The following is a 23,619-nucleotide window of genomic DNA, read 5'->3' as shown; positions in this document are numbered from 1 at the left end:
CGAGAGTCGCCGACTTTCGTGCGTCCCTTGGACCCTCGGTGGCTGCCTGCGGCATCAACTCGGGATGAACCCGGTCGAAGGGCGCATTTGACACGTCCGTGCCCGCGCCCCTCGACTTCGCGCATGGCGAACGACTAGGCTGGTCGTCAGCAGCCACGGGGGGAAAGGCATGCGCTTGCTCAATCGCCTGTTGTCCGGTTTCGCCGTCGCTTTGGGACTGACCGCCGCGGCCGCGGCCGGCGCGGAGACCGTCGTCGTCACAGCCGACCGGATGGTGGACGTCCTCGAAGGTCGCGTCGTCGAGCAGCCGGTGGTCGTGATCACCGATGGCCGCATCGCTTCTGTCGTCGGGGCCGGCGCCGCGAGGCCGCTCATCCCGGAGGGCGCGAGACGGATCGACCTGCCCGGCAGCACCATTCTGCCCGGCCTGATCGACATGCATGTGCATCTCGATTCGAGCCCTCATTACGGGCCTTATGACTCGCTCCAGTTCACCGACCTGTTTCACGCCGTTCAGGCCCCGGGGCACGCGCGCGAGTTGCTCGACGCCGGTTTCACCACCGTTCGCAACCTGGGATCGGACCGCTATGTCGACGTCGCTCTCATGCAGGCGATCGACGAAGGCCGCTTGAGGGGACCGCGCATCGTCCCCGGCACATATGCGCTTGGCGCGACCGGCGGCCATTGCGACGAAACCTACCTCCCGCCCGAACTCCACCGGCCGGCCGGAGGCGTGGCCGACGGCCCGCAGGCGCTCCGCAGTCGGCTGCGCGCGCTGCGCCGCAACGGCGCTCAGGTAATCAAGGTCTGCGCCACGGGAGGCGTCTTCTCTCGCAATACCGAGCCCGGCCAGCAGCAGCTTTCCGAGGAGGAGTTGGGGGCCATTGCGGAGGAGGCGCACCAATGGGGGCTCAAGGTCGCCGCCCATGCCCACGGCGCCGCCGGCATTCGGGCTGCGATTCGGGCCGGAATCGACACGATCGAGCATGCCAGTCTGATCGATGCCGAAGGAATCCGTCTCGCCCGCGAGCATGGTAGCTGGCTGGTGATGGATATCTTCAATACGGAATATACACAGGCGCACGGGCGGGAAAACGGCATATTGGAGGACAATCTCCGGAAGGATCGCGAGATCGCCCAGATTCAGCGCGACAATTTCCGCGCGGCCCACCGCGCCGGCGTGCGGATGGCGTTCGGATCGGACGCCGGAGTCATGCCGCACGGCACTGCCGCCGGCCAGTTCCGCTTCATGGTCGAATATGGGATGACGCCGATGGAGGCGATCCAGACCGCCACCCGCAATGCCGCGCAGGCGCTCGGTCGCGAGGCCGATGTCGGCGCGATAGCCCCGGGCCGCTATGGCGACATCGTCGTCGTGGACGGTGATCCGCTGTCGGACATCAGCGAGCTGGAGCGGGTCGACGTCGTGATCAAGGGTGGAGAAATAGTCGCCGACCGGCGTCCGCGCTGACCTGGGTGCGGCTGGAATGCGAGTCGGTCATTGTTATGGGAGCGCTAACAAAAAGCCTTGCCCATCCGGCTTTGGCCCAGCATCACTGCCGGACGGAGCCGTGGTGAAGCGGCCGCAAGGGGAGGCGTGAATGTCCGGCAGGGTAGCAGGCGAGCGATTGCCTGAACTCGGCACGGCTGAGCTGCCGCCCCCGCCGCGATCGGTCTGGCCGATCATCGGTCCCGGAGTCGTTGCCGCCGGGGTCGGCCTCGCCTCGGGCGAGTTCATCCTCTACCCCTATATCGCCAGCCAGGTCGGCCTGGCCTTCATCTGGGCCGCGGCCGTCGGGCTCGCCACCCAATTCTTCATCAACATGGAGATCGAGCGATACACGCTCGCGACCGGCGAAACCGTGCTCACCGGCTTCAGCCGGCTTGGGCGTCATTGGGGCCTGGTGTTCGTCCTGCTCGCCTTCGCCGCCAACCTATGGCCGGGCTGGGCGACCAGCGCGGCGACCCTGGTCAACTATCTGGTCGGCGGCAGCGCTCGCTGGATCGCCGTCGGAATGCTGCTGGTGATCGGTTTCATCCTCACCTTCTCGCCGGTCGTCTACCGATCGCTGGAGCGCGCCCAGTTCCTCAAGGTCTTCGCCGTCGGGCTGCTGGTGATCGTCGCCGCCGTCGTTGCCGTTCCGACGGATCTGTGGGTCCAGGCTCCGGCGCTGATCGCCCAGCCGGATATTCCCGCGGGAGAGCTCGGCTGGGCGCTGCTGCTCGGCGCACTCGCTTATGCCGGCGCCGGCGGCGGCCAGAATCTGTGCCAGTCCAACTGGATCCGGGACAAGGGCTTCGGCATGGGCGCGCACGCGCCGCGCATCGTCAGCCCGATCACTGGTGAACCGGTGGCGGCGCCCGGCACCGGCTGGCGATTCGAGCCCGACGCGGAGGCGCTCGAGCGGTGGCGGCGCTGGTGGCGCTTCGCCAATCTCGAGCAGCTGCTGACCTTCGTGGCGATCAGCTTCGTCACCATATTGTTCACTTCGCTGCTCGCTTATGCGACCCTGTCCGGCCGACCCGATCTGCCGCGCGACATTTCCTTCCTCGCCGTCGAAGGCGAAGCCCTGTCCGAGTCGGTGGGCGCATGGTTCGGTCGCCTGTTCTGGGCCGTCGGCGCCTTCTCCCTGTTCGCCGCTTCGCTCGGCATCGTCGACTATACGAGCCGCCTGGCCGCCGACGTGCTCCGAACTTCCTATTTTCCGAGCCGAAACGAGAGCGTGATCTATGCCTGGCTGGTCTGGGCGATCGTGCTGGTGGGGATTGCCGTGATCGCCAGCGGTCTCACCCAGCCGCTGGTGCTGCTCGTCATTGCCGGGTGCGTCGCCGCCTTCATGATGGTCTTCTATTCGGCGCTTCTGATCGTGCTCAACCGGCGCCTTCTGGCGCCTGAGATCCGCCCGGCGGCTTACCGGGTCGCGGCCCTGTGGTGGGCGACAGCCCTGTTCGGCATACTCTCCGCGATCACCGTGATCGACCAGGCCCGGCGCCTGCTCGGAGGTTAGCCGCTGGAACGACGGCCATGCTCCTTTGTTGTCTTTCGCTGATGCGCGACGTCTTGGGAGACGAACGATGAAGCGACTATTGATGACGGCAGCGGCGAGCTTCGCTTTGGCAGCCTGCGGCGAAGCGGGCGGCAACGACAATATGGGTCAAGCCGTGGATACGAGCAACGCTATGGGCAACGAGGTGGCGCCGGGAGCGAACGCCATGGCCAACCAAGCCGCCCCTGCGCTCACCGCGAGCAGCGGCCAGCAATATGTGGAACTGGCCGGCGGCAGCGATCTCTACGAGATCGAATCGGCGCGACTGGCGCTGGAGAAGACGCAGAATGCCGACATACGCTCGCTGGCGCAGATGATCATCACCGATCATGAACGGTCGACTCAGGAGCTGACGGCGGCCGCCGGCCGTGCCCAGCCGCCGATCGCCGCATCGCCCACGATGACGGCCGAGCAGCAGGCGAATCTTCAGGCGCTACGCTCCGCGTCGGCGGAAACGTTCGACCGCGAATATCTGCAGCAGCAGATCAGGGCGCACGAGCAGGCGCTGGGACTGGTCACCGATTATTCGGTGAACGGTGACGTCGAGCCTCTTCGCGGCCACGCGTCGACGGTCGCGGACCCGATCCGTCAGCACTTGAACCGGGCGCGGGAGCTCGTCGTCACAGTTTCCTGACACGGGTCGACTACGGCTGCCGCTCAGGGCGTGGACCGATCCCGACCGGTCCGCGTCCTGGCCGTTTGCCGGGGGCACCGGTATGAGATCGGAACGCACCCGAAACCGGCTCGTTCAGCGGGCGTGAAGGAGGAAGATCGATGAAGGGATATTGCGACAATATCGAGCGGGCGACCGTCCAGAACGAGGATTTCAGGCGTGTGCTCTACACGGGGAAGAACCTCCAGCTGGTGCTGATGACCTTGCCGCCGGGCTGCGACATCGGGGAGGAGGTTCACGAGGACCGCGACCAGTTCTTCCGGATCGAGGAAGGCGAGGGTGAAATCCGAATCGACGGGGTCGCCAACAAGGTCGAGGACGACTTCGCCGTGATCGTGCCGGCGGGCGCCCGCCACAACGTCGTCAATACAGGCGACGCGCCGCTCAGGCTCTACACGCTCTATGCTCCGCCGGAGCATCGCGACGGCGTCGTTCACACGACCAAGGAACAGGCGGAGCGCGACCACGACAACGACCATTGGGACGGCGAAACGACGGAATAAGGTCGTTCATCGGGAGAGGCGGCGGAGCAGCCCGGCCCTGCTTCGCCTGCCGGCCCATTTTCGCGCAAGAAGCGCAGGGCCGGAAAGTGGACCGCTGGCTCTGCGGCGGCTTTTGGGGAGAGGCCTGCCAAGACGGCTTCGAAGCTTGTGATCCCTGCGCCTCCGCGTGGGTGGGCGGCGGGGGGAACGCCACCCGCCAGGCGGCCGGAAAGGCGCGCGCGCGATAACCGCGACCCGCCTTGCCCTCCGTTTCCGCTCACGCAATAACAGCGCCGCGATTCCGGCAGGGAGGGGATATAGATGGTCGCTACAGCCATTCTCTGGCCGACTTTCGCGCTGGTCATCTTGATCTTCGCCGTCTGGACCGTCCTCTACGTCCAGCGGATCGGCCATATCCGCCGCAACCCGCCCCGGCCGGAGGATTTCGCCACAGGCGCGGCGGCGATGCGCTATTTCGAGCCGGTCGAGATGCCGGCGAACAATCTGCGCAACCTGTTCGAGATGCCGGTCCTCTACTTCGCACTGGTGCCGCTGCTGCTGGTCACAGCGCAAGCCGGTCCGGTGCAGGTCGTGCTCGCCTGGATCTACGTCGTCCTGCGCGCGGCCCACAGCTGGATCCATATCGTTCCGAAGCAGGTGCAGCCCCGCTTCTTCGTTTTTTTCGCCTCATGCGTGGTTCTTGCGGCAATGTGGATCGGCTTCGCCGTCAACATCCTGAGCGGCTGACCTCCACGCGAGCGCGCGCCCGATCATTCGAACGCAAGCGCGCCGGATCCGGCCCGATACTCCTCCACGAGCGCCTCATAGGCCTCGAACGGGGGGAAGGTGTCGTAGCTGTGGACGGCCGGAGTGGTCGCCCAGGGGAGTTTCTCGCTCGTGAACGTTTCAATGAACGGGCTGAACCAGCCGGCAGCGTCGAGCATCGTGGGGCGCAGGTTGACGAACATGTCGAGACCCTCCGGCCGGGTGAACATCCAACTCATGCAGGAGGGGCAAAAGTAGTGCCGGGTCGGGCCGCGCAGGCCGCCGATCACCGGTTCTCCTTGCGTCACCGAGAAGCCCTCGCTCGGGATAGCCGCGCTGAGCGAAAAGGCGCTCGCGCTCATTCGCTGGCACCCGGTGCAGTGGCATGCCATGGTGAGCAAAGGCGGCGCGGTGACGCGGATCCGCACCAGGCCGCAACGGCAGCCTCCCTCGCCCGATCGTCCGCTCCTCATATGGCCTCCTGATCCTTTCCACATTCGCGATCGTCAGTTCCGCCGCTCCGCAATGTCTCCCAACACCTCGATCAACCGTTCCACCTCGGCCATCGTCGAGTAGTGACACAGGCCGACCCGAACGAGGCCGCCACTATCCCACAGCCTTAGCCGTTTCACTGGCTCGACGGCATAGAAGTGTCCGGACCAAGCGTTGATCCGGTGGCGCGCCAGCGTCTCGGCCACCGCGTCGGGCCGATGCCCTTCCATGGTGAAGCCAAAGGTCGGCACCCGGCCGTCCATTCCGCCCGGCCCGTAGAGCTTCGCGCCGACCTCGCTCAGGCCTTCCAGCAGCCGCTCGCCAAGCCCCCACTCGTAAGCGACGCAGGCGTCCATGGCAGCGATCAGCGCCGCGCGCCGCCCCAGCGGCGGCTTGTCCGACAGCGTACGCCCGAGCCATTCCAGATAGTCGATCGTCCCGATGAGACCCGCTTGTGCCTCGAAGCTCGGTGTCCCGGTCTCGAATCGCACGGCCGGCGGCTCAGTCGAAGCCGGCCGCACCTTGTAAGCGGTGAGACCCGCCATCAGCTCCGCCCGGCCCCACAGCACACCCAGATGGGGCCCGAAAGATTTGTACGGTGAGCAGACGAGCAGGTCGCAGCCGAGCGCGCGAACATCGGTCGCAACATGCGGCACCGATTGAACCGCATCGACGAACAGAAGAGCGTCCGACCCCGCGCGCACGATACGAGCGATCTCGGCCACGTCGTTGAGCGTGCCGAGCGCGTTGCTCGCGCCGCCGACGGCCACCAGGCGGGTCCGCCGCCCGATCAGCCCGGGAAGGGCATCGAGATCGAGCCTTACCGTCTCCGGATCGAAGTCCAGCCAGCGCACCGCGACGCCGCGATCCGCGGCGGCCATCGCCCACGGCCATACGTTGGCGTCGTGGTCCAGCCGGGACAGGACGATCTCGTCGCCCGCCTGCCAGTCCCGCGCCAGCGAGCGGGAGACGGCGAGCGTCAGCGAAGTCATGTTCGGTCCGAATGCAATTTCCCCCGGATCGCCGCCGAGCAGATCGGCGGCTGCCGCGTGCGCCGCGGAGCTCATCGCGTCCGTCTCGGTGGAGGTGGTGAAGGCGCCGCCCGCATTGGCCGTGCCGCGCTCGAGATGCCCGGCCATTCCCATGATGGCCCGCCGGCACGCCTGGGTGCCGCCCGGAGCATCGAAATAGATCCGGGGTTCGTTTCCATCTCGCACCGCGAGCGCCGGGAATTCCTCGCGTACCTGATCGATTGGAAAATTCATGGGGCCTCCGGCTTTTGCGTGGTCGCCCGTTCTGCCCGCCGCGTTGAGCGGGGACAAGCGCTCGGACGGCCGCGGCCTGACACTGTTCCCGGTGACTTGCATCACCGTGCCCGCGCCATGGCCGAACGAACGGATGGAACGTCCCGGCGCGTCCTGCGCTTATGGCCACCCGTCGCTCGCATCGTGACGATGCAAGGAGGAATATCATGGCCGCAAACGCAAGCGCGACGCTCTATCGCATGGTCCTGCCCGACCACATTTGTCCCTTCGGAGTCCGTGCCCGTCAGCTGCTCGAGGAAAATGGCTTCGAGGTCGACGACCGGATACTCAGGTCGCGGGAGGAAGTCGACGCGTTCAAGGCCGAGCAGCAGGTCGAGACGACGCCGATCGTCTTCATCGATGGCTCGTGTGTCGGAGGGTGCGAGGAATTGGAGCGTTATCTCGCCGACCGCTGAAGCAAATGCTCCGGACGGTTGCGGAACCACCCGCGTTGCGCGACATTCGGTCTTGATGCGTCTCCGCCTCGCCGCCCTCGCCTTGCTCGCCGCCGGCTGCGACCGCGTGCCCAGCGCGCCGGCGATCGAATATCGGCCGGAGGAAGCGGGGACGGTCGACCATGCCTTGTGCCTGCTCGGCTTCACCGGAGTAGAGCTCAGCGAGGTGACGACCGGTCACCAGCTCGTCGACCTCGCCTTGAACGGGCGCAACGCCACTTTCGTCGTGGATACGGGCGCCAACGTCTCGGTGCTGCATGCGCCCTTCGCTCGCGAGTTCGACATCTCGACCGACCTTGCCACGCCGGGCGGAGCGATCGGGATCGGCGGCGGTGGCGAGGCCCGCCAGGTGCGGATAGAATCGATGGCCATCGCCGGGGTCCCGATCCGACAAAGCCGGATCGTCCTTGCCGACCTGTCGCACATCGTCAGCGTTCTCGGGCCGATGTCGGGCGGGCAGATCTCCGGAATCATCGGCCAGGACGTGCTGAGCGAGCATCGTGCCGTCATCGACGTTCCCCGCTCGATCCTCTACCTCATCGAAGCGGACGAGGATCCTGCGCCGGTTCCGCCCCAGCGCTGCAGGGGCGAGGAAGCGGTCGACGCCGGCAATATGACGGACTCGGCAAACGGCTCCGAACCGAAGTAGCCCCCGTCCGGTGCGGCCGGGCTCGGCAAGCTTTCCATCGCTTCCCGGCTGCGGTACAAATGCGGGATGCACCAGCGGGGAGGTGCCCATGCATTCGTCGCGCCCGTTTCTCCTCACTCTCCTGATCGCCGCTCCTCTGGCGGCCGAGCCCGATCCGGGAAGTGTCGAAGCCGCCGCAATCTTCGAAGCAGCAGGATTTGCGCGCCAGGCAGGACAGTGGAGTGCCTGCGGCGATCCCGGCACGCCGAGCTATGCGCCCGGATCCATCGAAACGATCCGCGACCTCAACGGCGATGGGCGGGCGGAGGCCGTCGTCACCGAAGGGAGTACCTTTTGCTATGGCATGACGGGTCTCGGCTACACACTGGTAAGCCAGCAGGCCGACGGTCGGTGGAAGCGGGTCGCCGGCGGCCAGGGAATTCCTCGGTTCCTGGAGACGCGTGGCTCCGACAACTGGCCGGACATCGAGGTTGGCGGTCCGGGGTTCTGCTTTCCCGTCCTGCGCTGGAACGGAAGCGAATATGCGCTCGACCGGCATGAATATGAGGGAAGATCCTGCAGGCCGGGAATCTGAAGCCGCGCCCCTTCTCTCCTTCGACGTCGTCCATATGTTGACGCCGGCGGCTGGCTGCGTGGGGCCGGATCGAATAGCCATGCGCGCAACGGCAGATTCGTGCGGAGGAATTCATGCTCGGACCGACAATCGAAACCGAACGCCTGTTGCTTCGTCCGCCACTGGAAGCCGATCTCGACGGTTGGGCCGAGCTGATGGCGGACGAGGAGTGCGCGCGTTTCATCGGCGGCGCGGTTCCCCGTTCGACCGCCTGGCGCGGACTGGCGGCGGTGGCTGGATCCTGGGCATTGAAAGGATTCGGCATGTTCTCGGTCGTCGAGAAGTCCACCGGCCAGTGGGTCGGAAGGCTCGGGCCCTGGCAACCGGAGGGCTGGCCCGGCACCGAGGTCGGCTGGGGCCTCGTCCGCTCGGCCTGGGGCAAGGGCTATGCGACTGAAGGTGCCGCCCGAACCATCGACTGGGCATTCGACGTGCTCGGCTGGGACGAGGTGATCCACAGCATCGATCCCGCAAACGCCGGATCGATAGCGGTCGCCCGCCGCCTGGGCTCCACCAATCGCGGTCCCGGGGCGTTGCCGCCACCGTTCGAATCCGATCCGGTGGACATATGGGCCCAGACACGCGAGCAATGGCGCAGCCGCTGCTGATGCGGGGCGATCCCGTGCCAGGATATTCTGCTCGGCGTGCAACGAGGCGATGCGAGGGGCTCGCCTAACCCTCGCCTAGGAGCTCGATGGCGTTGACGATAATTCGCCGGCTCGCGAACTTCCCGGCTCGACGGGATTCGCCCGCGGGCCTTCACGGAATCTCGCTCCGCTTCGAGCGGACGCGAGAATGACGTGGGGAAACGTCCCGGGCGAGGCGACATTGCGTCCTGATGTCCTTGCTTCGGTGGCGAAGAGCAGAGGCCCGCTGCCGCCAATCATTGCCATGAAGGCAACCGTCACGCTCCATGCCACGGGGCGGGCTTTGAATTTGGAGGGCATCTGCGTGTTCCCCTTGCAGCGGCCCGCATTCAAGCCGCTGGGCCGTCAATATCCCATCCCAGGGCCAGCCGCCCATTATAGAGAAACTGCGGCTTCGCCTGGAGCGGATGATAACGCGCGCCTTGCACGTCGCGATACGCGCGCTCGATCCCCAGCGCGCGGTAGAAGCCCGCGCCGCCCGCCACCTCCATCGCCTTCTCCACCGCTCCGATGGCGCCTCTTTCGGTAAGCGCCCGGCAGGTCATGGCGATTCCGGTCGCCTCGGGGCCGGGGGTGGCGCTCTCGGCCTGCGCCGTCATCCGCTCCAGCGCCATTTCGGCGAGCGCGAACGCATTCTCCATCTCGCCGACAAGATAGGGCAAATGGGGGTCGCCAAGGCGGCCGCGCGCCATCGCGATCGCACGCGCCCGCGCACCTTCCGCAACGCCGACATAGGCTGCGTAGATCAGGGGAAAAGCGATCATGCTGATCGCGTGGAACAAGGGATGCCACCGGCCCTGGGGCCGCCTCCCGGAGATGGCGGCATCGGGCACGAAAACGTCCTCGAGCACTATGTCGTGCGATCCGGTGCCGCGCATGCCCATCGCCCGCCAGGTTTCGACGATCCGCACGCCCGGCGCGTTCAGCGGCACCGCGAAGTGGAGTACGGTCGCGCCGGCCTCGGGATCGTCGTGGACGGCGCTGGTGACGAGCAGGTCGCCGGCCGGGCAGCCGCTCGAGAAGGGCTTGCGCGCCGTGACCCTGAAGCCCCCGTCCGACTTCATCGCGGTGCCGCCGCTCGGTAGCCAATCCGATCCGCCGCTGGAGACCAGCACCAGATCCTCGACGGCGACCCGCTTCAGCAATCCCTCGGTGGGCGCGTTCTGGTGCCGCCACCGCCAAGCCGCCACCGCAACGAGGTGACTGTGCATGGCGAAGGCCAAAGCGGTCGATCCGCAGCCTGCGCCGATCCGCCGGATGCACCGCGCAACCTCGGCATATCCTGCGCCGCCGCCGCCGAGCTCGGCCGGCACCAGAGCCTTGAACAGGCCTTCGGTCTTCAGCCGGCGGTAATTCTCGGCGACGAATCTGTCCTCCTCGTCATGCGCCTCCGCTTCGGCGGTGGCCGCCGCGGCCACCCGGCCCGCCCGATCGAGCCAGTCGCCCGCTTGGGGTGCGCCATTGCTCCGGCTTTCCTCCGGCCTCGCCATCGCCGGACTGCTGCTTGTTGCCATTTGTTCGATCCTCTGTTGCGGCGGTCACGCAAAGGCGCCGCCGACTCGATCGCCCCGCCTTGGCCATCATGCGGTCGCCTCGGCCGCACGGCTAGTTCAGCAACTGAATCGCGCTGGTACGGAAACTGAACTGGCTTGCCGCCGAGTCGAGGAGTAGAATCGGGCAGGCGGAGGACGGCCATGGTCGAGCGCAGCTACAGCCAGTTCTGTCCCGTCGCGATGGCGGCCGAGATACTCTGCACGCGCTGGACGATACTGATCCTGCGCGAACTGCTCGCCGGTTCAGCCCGCTTCAACGAGCTGCGCCGCGGCGTGCCGCGAATGTCCCCGGCCCTGCTCTCGCAACGGCTCAAGGCGCTGGAGGCGGCCGGGATCGTTCGCCGGAGGCCGTCGCGCACCGATCCAGGCCTCATCGAATATGGACTGACCGAAGCGGGGCTCGATCTCGGCCCGCTCGTCGAGGGCTTCGGCCATTGGGGTCAGCGCTGGGTCCGATCCGAGCTGTCGCTCGAGCGGCTCGATGCCTCGCTGCTTATGTGGGACATGCGCCGAAATCTGCGGGTCGAGGCAATGGGGCGGGAGCGTGGCGTGATCCAGTTCCGCTATGCCGAGCAGGCGCCGGGGGAGCGCTGCTGGTGGCTGCTGATCGACGCCGACGGCGCCGCCGACCTGTGCCTGGTGGATCCGGGGTTCGACGTCGATCTCTATGTCGCCACGGACCTGAGGACGATGACGGCGATCTGGATGGGCGCCGACACGGTCCGCCAGGCCCTGGCCGACCGCCGGCTGCTGCTGACCGGCGATCCAGCGCTCGCCGCCTCCATGCAGGAGTGGCTCGGCCTCAGTCCCTTTGCCAGAAGCCATGCTGCGACAAGGGCCGTCGCGGGCGAGCCGGTCCGGCAAGAGCCGTAGGCTGTAGCGCAGCTCACCGCGGCTGCGCCGATCGATCCCTCGTGCGCTGGCCCGGATCGGAAGACCCCCGGGCGTTCCCGGACCGCCAAACAGGAGATTTGGGAACAAAGGAGCGGATTGCCGTCTTCAATGGATTGACTGCCGCCGCTCGGGCGGCTCTGCGGGCGCATGACCATGACCTTCGAACGCCTCCCGCCATTTCTTGCCGAAGCGCTTGCCGAGCGCGGCTATTCCGAGCCGACTCCCGTTCAGGCCGCGGTGCTCGAGCCGGAGGCAGAGGGGCGGGACCTCCTCGTTTCCGCGCAGACCGGCTCGGGAAAGACCGTTGCCTTCGGACTCGCCATGGCGCCGCAGCTTACCGGCGCCGAGGGAGGGCTGCCGCCGCCGCGAACGCCGGCGGCACTGGTGATCGCGCCGACGCGCGAGCTCGCGCTCCAGGTCAGCCGCGAGCTGATGTGGCTCTACGCCAAGGCGGGCGCGCGGGTCGCCACCTGCGTCGGCGGGATGGATGCGTCCAAGGAAAGGCGCAACCTCGCTTCCGGCGCCCACATCGTCGTCGGGACGCCGGGGCGGCTCCGCGACCATCTGGAGCGGGGGGCGCTCGACCTCGGCCAACTGCGAGTCGCCGTCCTCGATGAGGCCGACGAGATGCTCGACATGGGCTTTCGCGAAGACCTTGAGGAAATACTCGACGCCACACCCGACACGCGCCGCACGCTAATGTTCTCGGCGACGGTGCCGAAACCTATCGTCGCGCTCGCCAAGCGGTATCAGCGCGACGCCTTGCGCGTTTCGACGGCCGGCGAGGATCGCGGCCATGGCGACATCAGCTATCAGGCCCTGGCCGTCGCTCCGGCCGATGTAGAGCATGCCGTGGTGAACCTGCTTCGCCTCCATGAAGCGGAGACGGCGATGCTGTTCTGCGCGACCCGGGACAATGTCCGCTACCTTCATGCAAGCCTGATCGAGCGCGGTTTCCAGGCCGTCGCCTTGTCCGGCGAGCATAGCCAGGCCGAGCGGAATCAGGCGATGCAGGCGCTTCGCGACCGCCGGGCCAGGGTCTGCGTCGCCACCGATGTGGCGGCGCGCGGGCTCGATCTGCCGAACCTGTCGCTGGTGGTCCATGTGGAGTTGCCGCGCGACGCCGAGACGCTTCAGCATCGCTCCGGCCGGACCGGCCGCGCCGGAAGGAAGGGTACGGCCATCCTGATCGTGCCTTATCCGCGGCGCAAGCGGGTCGAGTCGATGCTACGCGGCGCCCGTATCGCGGCGGAATGGATCAAGGCGCCGACCCCGGAGGACATTCGCCGCGGCGATCGCGAACGCCTGCTCGCCACCTTGCTGGAGCCGGTCGAGGTCGACGATGAGGACCGCACGCTCGCGGCGCGGCTTCTTGCCGAGCGGAGCGCCGAGGATATTGCCGCCGCGCTCGTGCGGGCCCATCGCGCGCGCATGCCGGCGCCCGAGGAGTTGCTCGACCAGGGTGCAGGGTCTTCGCCCCGGCAGGACGGTCCGCGCCCCGGCTTCGAGGACACCGTGTGGTTTCGCATGGATGTCGGCCGCCGCCACAATGCCGACCCGCGCTGGCTACTTCCGCTGCTCTGCCGGCGGGGCCACATCACGCGCAGCGAGATCGGGGCGATCCGGATCGCCGCGAACGAAACCCTGTTCGAGGTTCCGCGCGCCGCCGCCGGGCGCTTCGCGACTGCCGTGAAGCGCACGGCACAGACCGACCGCGAAGGGGAGGGCGCGATCGCCATCGAAGCCGTGCAGGGCACGCCGCGCGAGGCGGCCAGGCAGGCCCGGCGCGCGGGTCCGCCGCCCGCACGGCACAAGGCGAAGCCTTACCGGGCGAGGCCCGCTCGGCCGCGATAATCGGCGGCGCGCTCATACGTGATGGGAATGGAAGGGGAGTGGGTCGAAAGAAACGGTGGGGAGAGGCTTTGGCCTCTCCCCACCGCCCATGCTCAGAAGCGGTAGGCGACGCCTGCGAGCACCTGGTGCCGGCTGAAGTCGGCGCCGCTGGAGCCGAGGTCGCTATAGCGATATTCCAGCCGGGCCGAGACATTTTCGGCAAGCGCATGCTCGACGCCGCCGCCGGCCAGCCACCCGTCCAGATTGTCGCTGTCGCGTAGGGCTGGCTGGGCGCCATCCTCGACCCGCAGGCGGGCGCGGACATTCTCATACCCGCCTCGCGCATAGACCAGGGTGCGGGGGGTTACGAGATAACCGGCGCGCGCGGTCAGGTCGAACGAATGGCGCGGATCGACCTCGACGAAGCCATTGGCCGTGGACGATCTCAGCTCGTCGTCACCGGACAGGTTGAAGCCGGCTTCGGCGCCGATCACGACCCGGTCGTTGGCGCGATAGTCATATCCCGCAAAGACGCCGCCGGTATAAGCGTCCCGGCGGTCGTCGATCGATGCGCCGGCGGGGCCGCCAATAACGTCTTCCACGTCGTTTTGCACCCACCCTGCCTGGGCGCCGACATAGGGACCGTTGAACGGCTCCGCCGAAGCGGCGGCGGGCACCATCGCGGTGGCGGCGAGCAAGGCCGAAATCACGATCTTCTTCATTCTTTCAATCTCCGTTCATGCCCCGAAACTGGGGTCGACGGGATCGATCTGGGGTCGTTGATCCGGTGTGGGAGGCGCTCGATGGTCAACGCGGTGTTGTCGAAACCGAAACGGTAGGAAGACTTGTTTCGAGGGTCCGGGGAAGCCATAGCCAGAGGGTCGGGGAGGGATACTGCATGACCTGCCGGCGCCGCTCTCGGCAAAATTCGTGAGCCCTGTTGGGTGGCTCCCAATTCGCCTCGCCCGCCCCCTTGCAACTTTCCCCCGTTGACCCACATAGGCTCGGCGGTTATAGGCCGCGGCGCCCGGGGCTGGTGGTGGCTCGCAAGCCAGACGCTGTCCCGTGACGGGCGCAAATGAGCTGAACACTGCTGCGCGTATGCAAAGGCCTGGGGGGCCGATAAGGCCGCCGGGTCCTTTGCGCATTCTGGCGTCGCAGTAGAGTAACTTGAAGGAAGTGAAGGGCTTCATGCCGACGATCAACCAGCTGATCCGCAAGGGTCGGGCGCCCCAGAAGGCGAAATCCAAGGTTCCCGCGATGGAGCAGAATCCCCAGAAGCGGGGCGTCTGCACGCGCGTGTACACCACCACCCCGAAGAAGCCGAATTCGGCGCTTCGCAAGGTCGCCAAGGTGCGTCTCACCAACCAGCGCGAGGTGATCAGCTACATCCCCGGCGAAGGCCACAATCTACAGGAGCATAGCGTCGTCCTGATCCGTGGCGGGCGCGTTCGCGACCTGCCCGGCGTTCGCTACCACGTCCTTCGCGGCGTGCTCGACACCCAGGGCGTCAAGGACCGTCGGCAGAGCCGCTCCAAATATGGCGCCAAGCGTCCCAAGTAACCCGCGCGAGTAAGCCCCGGACCGGTTCCGGATCAGGCTGAAGAGAAAGGAATCGAAGAATGTCCCGTCGCCGCCGCCCAGAGAAGCGCGAGATCCTGCCCGATCCGAAGTTCGGGGACGTCGTGCTGTCCAAGTTCATGAACAGCGTCATGCTCGATGGCAAGAAGTCCGTCGCGGAGGGAATTGTCTACGGCGCACTCGACACCGTCGAGAACCGTGCCAAGAAGGATCCGCTCGGCGTGTTCCATGACGCGCTCAACAATGTGAAGCCGGGCATCGAGGTCCGCTCTCGCCGAGTCGGCGGCGCGACCTACCAGGTCCCGGTGGAGGTTCGTCCGGAGCGCGCCCAGGCGCTCGCCATCCGCTGGCTGATCTCGGCCGCCCGCGCGCGCTCGGAGAAGACGATGGCCGCGCGCCTGTCCGGCGAGCTGCTGGATGCCTCGAGCAATCGCGGCAACGCGGTCAAGAAGCGCGAGGACACGCACCGCATGGCCGAGGCCAACCGCGCCTTCTCGCACTACCGCTGGTAATCACGAATCGCTCCGGCGACGTCCGGGGTTAAAATAGGAAATAGTCATGGCCCGCAGCCATCCGCTCGAACGCTACCGCAATATCGGCATCATGGCCCACATCGATGCGGGCAAGACGACGACGACCGAGCGTATCCTTTATTATACCGGCAAGTCCTACAAGATCGGCGAAGTCCATGAGGGCACCGCCACGATGGACTGGATGGAGCAGGAGCAGGAGCGCGGCATCACGATCACGTCGGCCGCGACGACCTGCTTCTGGAACGACCACCGCGTCAACATCATCGACACGCCGGGCCACGTCGACTTCACCATCGAGGTCGAGCGCTCCTTGCGCGTGCTCGACGGCGCCGTCGCCGTGTTCGACGGCGTTGCCGGCGTGGAGCCCCAGTCGGAGACCGTCTGGCGCCAGGCCGACAAGTACAAGGTCCCGCGGATGTGCTTCGTCAACAAGCTCGACCGCATGGGCGCCAATTTCGACCGCTGCGTTACCATGATCAAGGATCGCCTCGGTGCCCGGCCGATGGTGATGCAGCTGCCGATCGGTCTCGAATCCGATTTCGTCGGCGTCGTCGACCTGGTCAATAACAACGCCATCGTCTGGCTCGAGGAGAGCCTCGGCGCCAAGTTCGAAATTCGCGACATTCCCGACGACATGAAGGACGCCGCCGAGGCGGCCCGCATGGAGCTGATCGAGATGGCCGTCGAGCAGGACGAGGCCGTCATGGAGTCCTATCTCGAGGGCAACGAGCCCGACGTCGCGACTCTGAAGAAGCTGATCCGGAAGGGCACGCTGAACTTCTCGTTCGTGCCGGTGCTGACCGGCTCGGCCTTCAAGAACAAGGGCGTGCAGCCGATGCTGGACGCGGTCATCGATTATCTGCCGAGCCCGCTCGACGTCCCCGCCATCAAGGGCATCAAGATGGACGGCGAGACCGAGGACACGCGCCCGGCAGACGACAATGCGCCCTTCGCGGCGCTGGCCTTCAAGATCATGACCGACCCGTTCGTTGGCACCCTGACTTTCGCCCGCATCTATTCGGGCAAGCTCGAGAGCGCCTCGACGGTGATGAACTCCGTCAAGGACAAGAAGGAAAAGGTCGGCCGCATGCTGTTGATGCATGCGAACGACCGCGAGGACATCAAGGAGGCCTATGCGGGCGACATCGTCGCTCTGGTCGGGCTGAAGGACACGACGACCGGCGACACGCTCTGCGCGCCGAACGCGCCGATCATCCTGGAGCGCATGGAGTTCCCGGATCCGGTCATCGAGGTCGCCGTAGAGCCCAAGACGAAGGCCGACCAGGAGAAGATGGGCATTGCCTTGTCGCGCCTGGCCGCCGAGGATCCGAGCTTCCGCGTCGCCTCCGACGCGGAAAGCGGCCAGACCATCATCAAGGGAATGGGCGAGCTCCACCTCGAAATTCTCGTCGACCGCATGAAGCGCGAGTTCAAGGTCGATGCCAATGTCGGCGCGCCGCAGGTTGCCTATCGCGAGTCGCTCGCCCGTCCGGTCGAGGTCGTCTACACCCACAAGAAGCAGTCGGGCGGTTCCGGCCAGTTCGGTGAGGTGAAGGTGGCGCTGAAGCCGGGCGAGCGCGGGTCCGGAATCACCTTCATCGACGAGGTCAAGGGCGGCAACATTCCGCGTGAGTATATCCCTTCCGTCGAGAAGGGCATGCGCGAGACCGCCGAGACCGGGTCACTGATCGGCTTCCCGATCATCGATTTTGAGATCCGCCTGCTCGACGGCAAGTATCACGACGTCGACTCCTCGGCTCTCGCTTTCGAGATCACCGGCCGCGGCGCGATGCGCGAAGCCGCCCAGAAGGCCGGCATCAAGCTGCTCGAGCCGATCATGAAGGTTGAGGTGGTGACGCCGGAAGACTATCTGGGCGATGTCATCGGCGACCTGAACAGCCGCCGCGGGCAGATCCAGGGCACCGACAGCCGTGGCAACGCCCAGGTGGTCGAGGCGATGGTCCCGCTTGCCAATATGTTCGGCTACGTTAATGAGCTCCGGTCCTTCTCTCAGGGCCGCGCTCAGTACACGATGCAGTTCTCGCACTATGACGAGGTGCCGGCGAACGTCGCGGAAGAAGTCAAGGCGAAGCTCGCCTGAGCGGCTGCCTGAACGAGAGTGAACTTTAAAGACGAGGGTTAGGGAAATGGCGAAAGCTAAGTTTGAGCGGACGAAGCCGCACTGCAACATCGGCACCATCGGTCACGTCGACCACGGCAAGACGTCGCTGACCGCGGCGATTACCAAGGTCCTCGCCGAGACCGGCGGCGCGACCTACACGAGCTATGCCAATATCGACAAGGCTCCCGAGGAGCGCGAGCGCGGCATCACCATCTCGACCGCTCACGTCGAGTATGAGACCGAGCAGCGCCACTATGCGCACGTCGATTGTCCGGGCCACGCCGACTATGTGAAGAACATGATCACCGGCGCCGCCCAGATGGACGGTGCGATCCTGGTCGTGTCGGCCGCCGATGGCCCGATGCCGCAGACCCGCGAGCATATCCTCCTCGCCCGCCAGGTCGGCGTTCCGGCGCTGGTGGTGTTCATGAACAAGGTCGACCAGGTCGACGACGAGGAGCTGCTCGAGCTCGTCGAGCTGGAGATCCGCGAGCTGCTCTCGTCCTACGACTTCCCGGGCGACGACATCCCGATCGTCAAGGGTTCGGCGCTCGCCGCGCTCGAGGACAGCGACGCGAAGATCGGCCATGACGCCATCCTCGAGCTCATGAAGGCCGTCGACGATTACATTCCGCAGCCGGAGCGTCCGCTCGACCGGCCGTTCCTGATGCCGATCGAAGACGTCTTCTCGATCTCCGGCCGCGGCACCGTCGTCACCGGCCGTGTCGAGACCGGCATCGTCAAGGTTGGCGAGGAAGTCGAGATCGTCGGCATCCGCGACACCCAGAAGACGGTCGTCACCGGCGTCGAAATGTTCCGCAAGCTCCTGGATCAGGGCCAGGCGGGCGACAATATCGGTGCGCTGCTGCGCGGCGTCGGCCGTGAAGAGGTCGAGCGCGGTCAGGTCCTGGCGAAGCCGGGCTCGATCACGCCGCACACCGACTTCAAGGCCGAGGTCTATGTCCTCTCGAAGGACGAAGGCGGCCGTCACACGCCGTTCTTCGCCAACTACCGGCCGCAGTTCTACTTCCGCACGACCGACGTGACGGGCGAAGTGGAGCTGCCGGAAGGCACTGAGATGGTCATGCCCGGCGACAACGTGAATCTGGGTGTCAAGCTGATTGCCCCGATCGCCATGGACCAGGGTCTGCGCTTCGCGATCCGCGAAGGCGGCCGGACTGTTGGCGCAGGGGTTGTCGCCGAGATCACGAAGTAATATAGGACGTCAGCCGCCCGGGTCGAGAGATTCGGGCGGCTAGCCTTTTGGTTGATTAATGGCCAATCCGGGGTCTCAGGTCCCGGAGAGGCCCGGTTGCCCATTTTTGGGCCGGCTCTTTCGCATCGGTAGTTGGAATGGAAACGCAGAATATCCGCATTCGCCTGAAGGCGTTCGATCATCGGGTGCTCGACCAGGCGACCGGCGACATCGCCGACACCGCCCGTCGGACGGGCGCGCTCATTCGCGGTCCCATTCCGCTGCCGACGCGTATCGAGAAGTTCACCGTGAACCGCTCGCCGCACGTCGACAAGAAGTCGCGCGAGCAGTTCGAGGTACGCACCTACAAGAGGCTGCTCGACATCGTGCAGCCGACGCCGCAGACGGTCGACGCGCTGATGAAGCTCGACCTCGCCGCGGGCGTCGACGTGGAGATCAAACTGGCCTGAGGCCGGTTTGCCTTTAGTCCCGGCGAAGGCCGGGATCTCGAGGAGGCAGGCTCCGGCCGTCCTCCTCTTCGTCACCCCGGCGAAGGCTGGGGTCCCTGCGGCCTCCGAGGCCGTCGGGATGCCGGGCCGAACCGGCATGACGGGATACGGAGGATACCGCAGGAGACTCTTCTCCTGGTCTGCGTCCCCGCCGTTCCGCCTTTCGGGCGGAGCATGAGCCCAGGCGGGGCACGCATCGTTTTTTCGGGCTCGAACACGCCCCCCGGGATGGTCCCGCGGGGCCTCTGTCACAGGAGTTTTGATCATGCGCACTGGCGTGATCGCTAAGAAGGTCGGGATGACCCGCTTGTTCCAGGACGATGGCCGCCACGTGCCGGTCACCGTGCTGGAGCTCGACAATGTCCAGGTCGTCGGCCGGCGCGAGACCGAGCGTGACGGCTATGTCGCCGTCCAGCTGGGCGCCGGCTCGGCCAAGGCGAAGAATCTTTCGAAGCCGGAGCGCGGCCATTTCGGCAAGGCCGAGGTCGAGCCGAAGGCGAAGGTCGTCGAGTTCCGCGTCGACGAGGATGCTTTGCTCGACATCGGAGCCGAGCTGTCCGCCGACCATTTCGTCGCCGGCCAGATGGTGGACGTTCAAGGCGTCACCCAGGGCAAGGGCTTTGCCGGAGCGATGAAGCGGTGGGGCTTCAAGGGGCTTCGCGCCACGCACGGTGTTTCCGTCTCGCACCGTTCGCACGGGTCGACCGGTCAGCGTCAGGATCCCGGCCGCGTCTTCAAGAACAAGAAGATGGCCGGCCATATGGGCGCGCGCAATCGCACGCAGCAGAACCTCGAGATCGTCCGGACCGACGTGGAGCGCGGCCTCATTTTCGTGCGCGGCTCGGTGCCGGGCCACAAGGGAAGCTGGCTGCTGGTCAAGGATGCGGTGAAGATCGCCGCTCCGGAAGGCGTTCCCTTTCCCGCCGGCCTGAAGTCCGCCAAGTCGGCGCCCGCCGAGGATGTTCCGGCCGGCATGGTCGAGGAAGCCGCGGTGCACGAGATTCCGGCGCTGCCGGGTGCCGAGGAGGTGGCCGCCGGCGTGGCCGAGTCCGACGCGCAGGCTGACCAGGGCGTCGAGGGCGGTGAAGCCCCGGCCGCCGACGAGAGCAAGGAAGGCTAATCATGAAGGTCAAGGTCCAGAGCCTCGACGCCAAGGCCAAGGGCGGCGACATCGAGCTCGACGACGCGGTGTTCGGTGTCGAGCCCCGCGCCGACATCCTGCACCGCGTGGTCACCTGGCAGCTCGAGAAGCGCCGCGGCACGGCCCGCGCCGCTCGCGAGCGCAGCGATGTCGCACGCACGGGCAAGAAGTTCGGCCGGCAGAAGGGCGGCGGCACCGCCCGTCACGGCGATCGCCGCGCACCGATCTTCATCGGCGGCGGCAAGGCGCACGGCCCGCGCGTCCGCGACTTCAATCCTTCGCTGAACAAGAAGGTTCGCGCGCTCGGCCTCAGGATGGCGCTGTCGGCCAAGGCGAAGGACGGCAATCTCGTCGTCCTCGACAGCCTGGACCTGGACGAAGCCAAAACGGCGGCGCTGAAGGCGCAGCTCGGCAAGCTCGGCCTCGGCAAGACCGCCCTGGTGATCGACGGTGACGCGATCAACGTCGGCTTCGCCCACGCTTCGGCCAACCTTCGCGAGGTCAACCTGCTGCCGGCGATCGGCGCAAACGTCTACGACATCCTCAATCACGAGACTTTGGTGCTGACCCGCGCCGCGGTCGAGAAGCTGGAGGCCCGGTTCAATGGCTAAGGCGAAGAAGCCTGAAGGCGCGGTCGACATCAGCCATTACGATGTCATCCTGAGCCCGCACATCACCGAGAAGTCGACTCTGCTGTCCGAGCATAATGCGGTCGTGTTCAAGGTCGCGCCCAAGGCGACCAAGCCGCAGATCAAGGCGGCGGTCGAGGCTCTGTTCGGAGTGGACGTCACCGGCGTCAACACGATCACGGCCAAAGGCAAGACCAAGCGCTGGCGCGGTCGACCCTATGTGCGCTCGGACGTCAAGAAGGCGGTCGTGACGCTGGCCGAGGGCCAGTCGATCGACATCACCACCGGTATCTGAGGCGAGAGCGATGGCACTCAAGCAATATAATCCGACCACACCGTCGCAGCGCGGCCTGATCCTGGTCGACAAATCGGCGCTCTGGAAGGGGAAGCCGGTCAAGGCGCTGACCGAAGGCAAGCGCAAGACGGGCGGCCGCAACAACAAGGGCCATGTGACGTCGCGCGGCATCGCCGGCGGCCACAAGCAGAAGTACCGCTATGTCGACTTCAGGCGTCGCAAGTGGGACGTGCCCGCAACGGTGGAGCGGCTCGAATACGACCCGAACCGCACCGCCTTCATTGCGCTGGTGAAGTATCAGGACGGCGAGCTCGCCTACATTCTCGCGCCGCAGCGGCTTGCCGCTGGCGATACCGTGATCGCCGGCCGCAAGGTCGACGTGAAGCCGGGCAATGCGATGGAGCTGGGCCAGATGCCGGTCGGCACCATCGTTCACAATGTCGAGATGAAGCCGGGCAAGGGCGGCCAGATCGCCCGCTCGGCCGGGACTTACGTCCAGGTCGTTGGCCGGGACCGCGGCATGGTGATCGTCCGCCTGAACTCGGGCGAGCAACGGTACATCCGGGCGGACTGCATGGGGACGGTTGGAGCGGTTTCGAACCCGGACAACCAGAACCAGAATTTCGCCAAGGCCGGCCGGAGCCGCTGGATGGGCCGGCGCCCGCTGACCCGCGGCGTCGCCAAGAACCCGGTGGACCACCCGCACGGCGGCGGCGAAGGCCGCACCTCGGGCGGCCGTCACCCGGTCACCCCCTGGGGCAAGCCGACCAAGGGTGCCCGCACCCGCAAGAACAAGGCGACGGACAAGATGATCATCCGTTCGCGTCACGCGAAGAAGAAGAGGTAGGACATGGCCCGCTCCGTCTGGAAAGGTCCGTTCGTCGAGCTGTCGCTGCTGAAGAAGGCAGAGGCGGCGCAGGAGGCCGGTGGCCGCGCCCCGATCAAGACCTGGTCGCGCCGCTCCACCATCCTGCCGCAGTTCGTCGGGCTGACGTTCAACGTCTATAACGGCCGCAAGTTCGTTCCCGTGTCGGTGAACGAGGACATGGTCGGAATGAAGCTCGGCGAGTTCGCGCCGACCCGCTTCTTTCCGGGCCATGCCGCCGACCGCAAGGGCAAGAGGTAAGCCATGGGCAAGCAGAAGGCTCCCCGCCGGGTCGCCGAGAACGAGGCGCTCGCGGTCGGCACGCAGATCCGCGGATCGGCGCAGAAGCTCAATCTCGTCGCCGGCCTGATCCGGGGCAAGAAGGTCGAGGAAGCGATCAGCATCCTTGCTTTCTCGCCCAAGGCGATGGCGCGTGACGTGAAGAAGGTGCTCGCCTCGGCGGTCGCCAATGCCGAGAACAATCACAATCTCGACGTCGACAGCCTCGTCGTCGCGGAGGCCAGCGTCGGCAAGAGCCTGTCGATGAAGCGCTGGAACCCGCGTGCACGCGGCCGTGCCAGCCGCATCGTCAAACCGTTCAGCCGCGTGCGCATCGTCGTCCGCGAGCAGCAGGAAGCGTAAAGCATGGGTCAGAAATCCTCTCCGATCGGCCTCAGGCTGCAGATCAACCGGACCTGGGACAGCCGCTGGTTCGCCGAAGGCGACGATTATGGGCGGCTGCTGCTCGAGGATCTGAGGATCCGCCGCTTCATCATGGATGCGCTGCCGCAGGCTGCCATCTCCAAGGTGGTGATCGAGCGGCCGGCCAAGCTGTGCCGCGTGTCCATCTATGCCGCGCGTCCCGGCGTGATCATCGGCAAGAAGGGTGCCGATATCGAGAAGCTGCGCAAGCAGCTCGGCGCGATGACTTCGTCGGACGTGAGCCTCAACATCGTCGAGATCCGCAAGCCGGAGATCGACTCGCGGCTCGTCGCCCAAGGCGTCGCCGACCAGCTCGAGCGCCGTGTCGCGTTCCGCCGCGCGATGAAGCGCGCCGTCCAATCGGCGCTGCGCCTCGGCGCCGAGGGCATCCGCATTACCTGCTCGGGCCGTCTCGGCGGCGCCGAGATTGCGCGGACGGAATGGTATCGCGAGGGCCGCGTGCCGTTGCACACCCTTCGCGGCAACGTCGATTACGCCGAAGCGACCGCCAAGACCGCCTATGGCGTGTGCGGCGTCAAGGTGTGGATCTTCAAGGGCGAGATCCTCGGCCACGATCCGCTCGCCCAGGACCGGCTGATGATGGAGGCTCAAACCTCCGGCGTCCGTCCGGCCCGCTGAG

The 23,619-nt window shown here is 66.4% G+C and carries 27 protein-coding genes; 23 read left to right on the top strand and 4 right to left on the bottom strand.

Annotation, left to right across the window (positions count from 1 at the left end; all coding sequences use genetic code 11):
* Positions 1-169 precede the first annotated feature (169 nt).
* The 5 genes from EKM57_RS03115 (at position 170) to EKM57_RS03095 (ending at position 4,949) form a co-directional block, all read left to right on the top strand.
* On the top strand, positions 170-1,471 hold the full coding sequence (locus EKM57_RS03115) for an amidohydrolase family protein (RefSeq protein ID WP_129790972.1): 1,302 nt from the start codon (positions 170-172) through the stop codon (positions 1,469-1,471).
* 130 nt (positions 1,472-1,601) lie between these two features.
* The gene (locus EKM57_RS03110) at positions 1,602-3,008 is read left to right on the top strand and encodes an Nramp family divalent metal transporter (RefSeq protein ID WP_129790971.1); all 1,407 of its coding nucleotides are present in this window, start codon (positions 1,602-1,604) and stop codon (positions 3,006-3,008) included.
* Between the two features lie 67 nt (positions 3,009-3,075).
* Positions 3,076-3,681 (top strand): DUF4142 domain-containing protein, encoded by a 606-nt coding sequence (locus EKM57_RS03105; RefSeq protein ID WP_129790970.1) that lies wholly within the window; start codon positions 3,076-3,078, stop codon positions 3,679-3,681.
* A gap of 140 nt (positions 3,682-3,821) precedes the next feature.
* Positions 3,822-4,223, top strand: coding sequence for a cupin domain-containing protein (locus tag EKM57_RS03100; RefSeq protein WP_129790969.1), 402 nt, complete (start codon positions 3,822-3,824; stop codon positions 4,221-4,223).
* A 300-nt stretch (positions 4,224-4,523) separates the two neighbouring features.
* The gene (locus tag EKM57_RS03095) at positions 4,524-4,949 is read left to right on the top strand and encodes an MAPEG family protein (RefSeq protein ID WP_129790968.1); all 426 of its coding nucleotides are present in this window, start codon (positions 4,524-4,526) and stop codon (positions 4,947-4,949) included.
* A gap of 23 nt (positions 4,950-4,972) precedes the next feature.
* On the opposite strand, the gene EKM57_RS03090 is transcribed toward EKM57_RS03095, so the two are convergent.
* The gene (locus tag EKM57_RS03090; RefSeq protein ID WP_129790967.1) at positions 4,973-5,440 is read right to left on the bottom strand and encodes a GFA family protein; all 468 of its coding nucleotides are present in this window, start codon (positions 5,438-5,440) and stop codon (positions 4,973-4,975) included.
* Between the two features lie 33 nt (positions 5,441-5,473).
* The gene (locus tag EKM57_RS03085) at positions 5,474-6,724 is read right to left on the bottom strand and encodes a cysteine desulfurase-like protein (RefSeq protein WP_129790966.1); all 1,251 of its coding nucleotides are present in this window, start codon (positions 6,722-6,724) and stop codon (positions 5,474-5,476) included.
* 206 nt (positions 6,725-6,930) lie between these two features.
* Between EKM57_RS03085 and EKM57_RS03080 the strand changes: the two genes are divergently transcribed.
* The 4 genes from EKM57_RS03080 (at position 6,931) to EKM57_RS03065 (ending at position 9,088) form a co-directional block, all read left to right on the top strand.
* Positions 6,931-7,179 carry a glutaredoxin domain-containing protein gene (locus EKM57_RS03080; protein ID WP_243450855.1) on the top strand — a complete coding sequence of 83 codons (249 nt, stop codon included), beginning with the start codon at positions 6,931-6,933 and terminating at the stop codon, positions 7,177-7,179.
* A 55-nt stretch (positions 7,180-7,234) separates the two neighbouring features.
* A complete protein-coding gene (locus EKM57_RS03075) occupies positions 7,235-7,867 on the top strand; it encodes a retropepsin-like aspartic protease (RefSeq protein WP_206185269.1) in 633 nt (210 codons plus the stop codon).
* An 88-nt stretch (positions 7,868-7,955) separates the two neighbouring features.
* Positions 7,956-8,441 (top strand): hypothetical protein, encoded by a 486-nt coding sequence (locus EKM57_RS03070; RefSeq protein WP_129790964.1) that lies wholly within the window; start codon positions 7,956-7,958, stop codon positions 8,439-8,441.
* A gap of 113 nt (positions 8,442-8,554) precedes the next feature.
* Positions 8,555-9,088 (top strand): GNAT family N-acetyltransferase, encoded by a 534-nt coding sequence (locus EKM57_RS03065; protein WP_129790963.1) that lies wholly within the window; start codon positions 8,555-8,557, stop codon positions 9,086-9,088.
* A gap of 368 nt (positions 9,089-9,456) precedes the next feature.
* Here EKM57_RS03065 and EKM57_RS03060 read toward each other — a convergent pair whose 3' ends face one another.
* Entirely contained in the window at positions 9,457-10,641 is a 1,185-nt protein-coding gene (locus EKM57_RS03060; protein WP_129790962.1) for an acyl-CoA dehydrogenase family protein, read from the bottom strand.
* Positions 10,642-10,821: 180 nt separating this feature from the next.
* On the opposite strand from EKM57_RS03060, the gene EKM57_RS03055 reads away from it, so the two are divergent.
* Complete coding sequence (locus EKM57_RS03055) at positions 10,822-11,553, top strand: helix-turn-helix domain-containing protein (RefSeq protein WP_129790961.1); 732 nt, start codon at positions 10,822-10,824, stop codon at positions 11,551-11,553.
* 174 nt (positions 11,554-11,727) lie between these two features.
* Positions 11,728-13,428, top strand: coding sequence for a DEAD/DEAH box helicase (locus EKM57_RS03050; protein WP_129791060.1), 1,701 nt, complete (start codon positions 11,728-11,730; stop codon positions 13,426-13,428).
* 92 nt (positions 13,429-13,520) lie between these two features.
* Here the strand turns inward: EKM57_RS03050 and EKM57_RS03045 are convergent, their stop codons facing one another.
* On the bottom strand, positions 13,521-14,129 hold the full coding sequence (locus EKM57_RS03045; protein ID WP_129790960.1) for a porin family protein: 609 nt from the start codon (positions 14,127-14,129) through the stop codon (positions 13,521-13,523).
* Between the two features lie 469 nt (positions 14,130-14,598).
* On the opposite strand from EKM57_RS03045, the gene rpsL reads away from it, so the two are divergent.
* The 12 genes from rpsL to rpsC all read left to right on the top strand — a co-directional run bounded on the left by rpsL (position 14,599) and on the right by rpsC (position 23,618).
* A complete protein-coding gene (rpsL, locus tag EKM57_RS03040; protein WP_129790959.1) occupies positions 14,599-14,970 on the top strand; it encodes a 30S ribosomal protein S12 in 372 nt (123 codons plus the stop codon).
* 59 nt (positions 14,971-15,029) lie between these two features.
* Positions 15,030-15,500 carry a 30S ribosomal protein S7 gene (gene rpsG / locus EKM57_RS03035; RefSeq protein WP_129790958.1) on the top strand — a complete coding sequence of 157 codons (471 nt, stop codon included), beginning with the start codon at positions 15,030-15,032 and terminating at the stop codon, positions 15,498-15,500.
* A gap of 46 nt (positions 15,501-15,546) precedes the next feature.
* A complete protein-coding gene (fusA, locus tag EKM57_RS03030) occupies positions 15,547-17,622 on the top strand; it encodes an elongation factor G (protein ID WP_129790957.1) in 2,076 nt (691 codons plus the stop codon).
* A 46-nt stretch (positions 17,623-17,668) separates the two neighbouring features.
* Positions 17,669-18,859 (top strand): elongation factor Tu, encoded by a 1,191-nt coding sequence (tuf, locus tag EKM57_RS03025; RefSeq protein WP_129790956.1) that lies wholly within the window; start codon positions 17,669-17,671, stop codon positions 18,857-18,859.
* A gap of 137 nt (positions 18,860-18,996) precedes the next feature.
* Positions 18,997-19,308: a 30S ribosomal protein S10 gene (rpsJ, locus tag EKM57_RS03020; RefSeq protein WP_028969184.1), complete on the top strand. Its 312-nt coding sequence runs from the start codon at positions 18,997-18,999 to the stop codon at positions 19,306-19,308.
* 304 nt (positions 19,309-19,612) lie between these two features.
* Positions 19,613-20,467 carry a 50S ribosomal protein L3 gene (rplC, locus tag EKM57_RS03015; protein WP_129790955.1) on the top strand — a complete coding sequence of 285 codons (855 nt, stop codon included), beginning with the start codon at positions 19,613-19,615 and terminating at the stop codon, positions 20,465-20,467.
* 2 nt (positions 20,468-20,469) lie between these two features.
* Entirely contained in the window at positions 20,470-21,099 is a 630-nt protein-coding gene (rplD, locus tag EKM57_RS03010; protein WP_129790954.1) for a 50S ribosomal protein L4, read from the top strand.
* Positions 21,092-21,412, top strand: a complete 321-nt coding sequence (locus EKM57_RS03005) for a 50S ribosomal protein L23 (protein WP_129790953.1) — start codon at positions 21,092-21,094, stop codon at positions 21,410-21,412. The genes rplD and EKM57_RS03005 overlap by 8 nt, the downstream gene beginning before the upstream one ends.
* A 10-nt stretch (positions 21,413-21,422) precedes the next feature.
* The gene (rplB, locus tag EKM57_RS03000) at positions 21,423-22,259 is read left to right on the top strand and encodes a 50S ribosomal protein L2 (RefSeq protein ID WP_129790952.1); all 837 of its coding nucleotides are present in this window, start codon (positions 21,423-21,425) and stop codon (positions 22,257-22,259) included.
* 3 nt (positions 22,260-22,262) lie between these two features.
* Positions 22,263-22,538, top strand: coding sequence for a 30S ribosomal protein S19 (gene rpsS, locus EKM57_RS02995; protein ID WP_129790951.1), 276 nt, complete (start codon positions 22,263-22,265; stop codon positions 22,536-22,538).
* Positions 22,539-22,541: 3 nt separating this feature from the next.
* Complete coding sequence (gene rplV / locus EKM57_RS02990; protein WP_129790950.1) at positions 22,542-22,919, top strand: 50S ribosomal protein L22; 378 nt, start codon at positions 22,542-22,544, stop codon at positions 22,917-22,919.
* 3 nt (positions 22,920-22,922) lie between these two features.
* A complete protein-coding gene (gene rpsC / locus EKM57_RS02985; RefSeq protein ID WP_129790949.1) occupies positions 22,923-23,618 on the top strand; it encodes a 30S ribosomal protein S3 in 696 nt (231 codons plus the stop codon).
* The last annotated feature ends 1 nt before the right edge of the window (position 23,619 follow it).

This window comes from Sphingosinicella sp. CPCC 101087, assembly GCF_004151485.1.
In the GTDB taxonomy this organism is placed as follows: Bacteria; Pseudomonadota; Alphaproteobacteria; order Sphingomonadales; family Sphingomonadaceae; genus Allosphingosinicella.
Note: the sequence above shows the minus strand (reverse complement) of the source record. Positions and strands in the feature narration are given on the sequence as shown.

Coding starts and splice junctions, on each gene's coding strand:
- EKM57_RS03045 (WP_129790960.1), bottom strand. CDS start 14,129: ATGAAGAAGATCGTGATTTCGGCCTTGCTCGCCGCCACCGCGATGGTG.
- EKM57_RS03095 (WP_129790968.1), top strand. CDS start 4,524: ATGGTCGCTACAGCCATTCTCTGGCCGACTTTCGCGCTGGTCATCTTG.
- EKM57_RS03005 (WP_129790953.1), top strand. CDS start 21,092: ATGGCTAAGGCGAAGAAGCCTGAAGGCGCGGTCGACATCAGCCATTAC.
- EKM57_RS03065 (WP_129790963.1), top strand. CDS start 8,555: ATGCTCGGACCGACAATCGAAACCGAACGCCTGTTGCTTCGTCCGCCA.
- rplB (WP_129790952.1), top strand. CDS start 21,423: ATGGCACTCAAGCAATATAATCCGACCACACCGTCGCAGCGCGGCCTG.
- EKM57_RS03055 (WP_129790961.1), top strand. CDS start 10,822: ATGGTCGAGCGCAGCTACAGCCAGTTCTGTCCCGTCGCGATGGCGGCC.
- rpsG (WP_129790958.1), top strand. CDS start 15,030: ATGTCCCGTCGCCGCCGCCCAGAGAAGCGCGAGATCCTGCCCGATCCG.
- EKM57_RS03100 (WP_129790969.1), top strand. CDS start 3,822: ATGAAGGGATATTGCGACAATATCGAGCGGGCGACCGTCCAGAACGAG.
- EKM57_RS03060 (WP_129790962.1), bottom strand. CDS start 10,641: ATGGCAACAAGCAGCAGTCCGGCGATGGCGAGGCCGGAGGAAAGCCGG.
- tuf (WP_129790956.1), top strand. CDS start 17,669: ATGGCGAAAGCTAAGTTTGAGCGGACGAAGCCGCACTGCAACATCGGC.
- rplC (WP_129790955.1), top strand. CDS start 19,613: ATGCGCACTGGCGTGATCGCTAAGAAGGTCGGGATGACCCGCTTGTTC.
- fusA (WP_129790957.1), top strand. CDS start 15,547: ATGGCCCGCAGCCATCCGCTCGAACGCTACCGCAATATCGGCATCATG.
- rpsC (WP_129790949.1), top strand. CDS start 22,923: ATGGGTCAGAAATCCTCTCCGATCGGCCTCAGGCTGCAGATCAACCGG.
- EKM57_RS03105 (WP_129790970.1), top strand. CDS start 3,076: ATGAAGCGACTATTGATGACGGCAGCGGCGAGCTTCGCTTTGGCAGCC.
- rplV (WP_129790950.1), top strand. CDS start 22,542: ATGGGCAAGCAGAAGGCTCCCCGCCGGGTCGCCGAGAACGAGGCGCTC.
- rpsL (WP_129790959.1), top strand. CDS start 14,599: ATGCCGACGATCAACCAGCTGATCCGCAAGGGTCGGGCGCCCCAGAAG.
- EKM57_RS03085 (WP_129790966.1), bottom strand. CDS start 6,724: ATGAATTTTCCAATCGATCAGGTACGCGAGGAATTCCCGGCGCTCGCG.
- EKM57_RS03080 (WP_243450855.1), top strand. CDS start 6,931: ATGGCCGCAAACGCAAGCGCGACGCTCTATCGCATGGTCCTGCCCGAC.
- rpsJ (WP_028969184.1), top strand. CDS start 18,997: ATGGAAACGCAGAATATCCGCATTCGCCTGAAGGCGTTCGATCATCGG.
- EKM57_RS03110 (WP_129790971.1), top strand. CDS start 1,602: ATGTCCGGCAGGGTAGCAGGCGAGCGATTGCCTGAACTCGGCACGGCT.
- rpsS (WP_129790951.1), top strand. CDS start 22,263: ATGGCCCGCTCCGTCTGGAAAGGTCCGTTCGTCGAGCTGTCGCTGCTG.
- EKM57_RS03115 (WP_129790972.1), top strand. CDS start 170: ATGCGCTTGCTCAATCGCCTGTTGTCCGGTTTCGCCGTCGCTTTGGGA.
- EKM57_RS03090 (WP_129790967.1), bottom strand. CDS start 5,440: ATGAGGAGCGGACGATCGGGCGAGGGAGGCTGCCGTTGCGGCCTGGTG.
- EKM57_RS03050 (WP_129791060.1), top strand. CDS start 11,728: ATGACCTTCGAACGCCTCCCGCCATTTCTTGCCGAAGCGCTTGCCGAG.
- EKM57_RS03070 (WP_129790964.1), top strand. CDS start 7,956: ATGCATTCGTCGCGCCCGTTTCTCCTCACTCTCCTGATCGCCGCTCCT.
- rplD (WP_129790954.1), top strand. CDS start 20,470: ATGAAGGTCAAGGTCCAGAGCCTCGACGCCAAGGCCAAGGGCGGCGAC.
- EKM57_RS03075 (WP_206185269.1), top strand. CDS start 7,235: ATGCGTCTCCGCCTCGCCGCCCTCGCCTTGCTCGCCGCCGGCTGCGAC.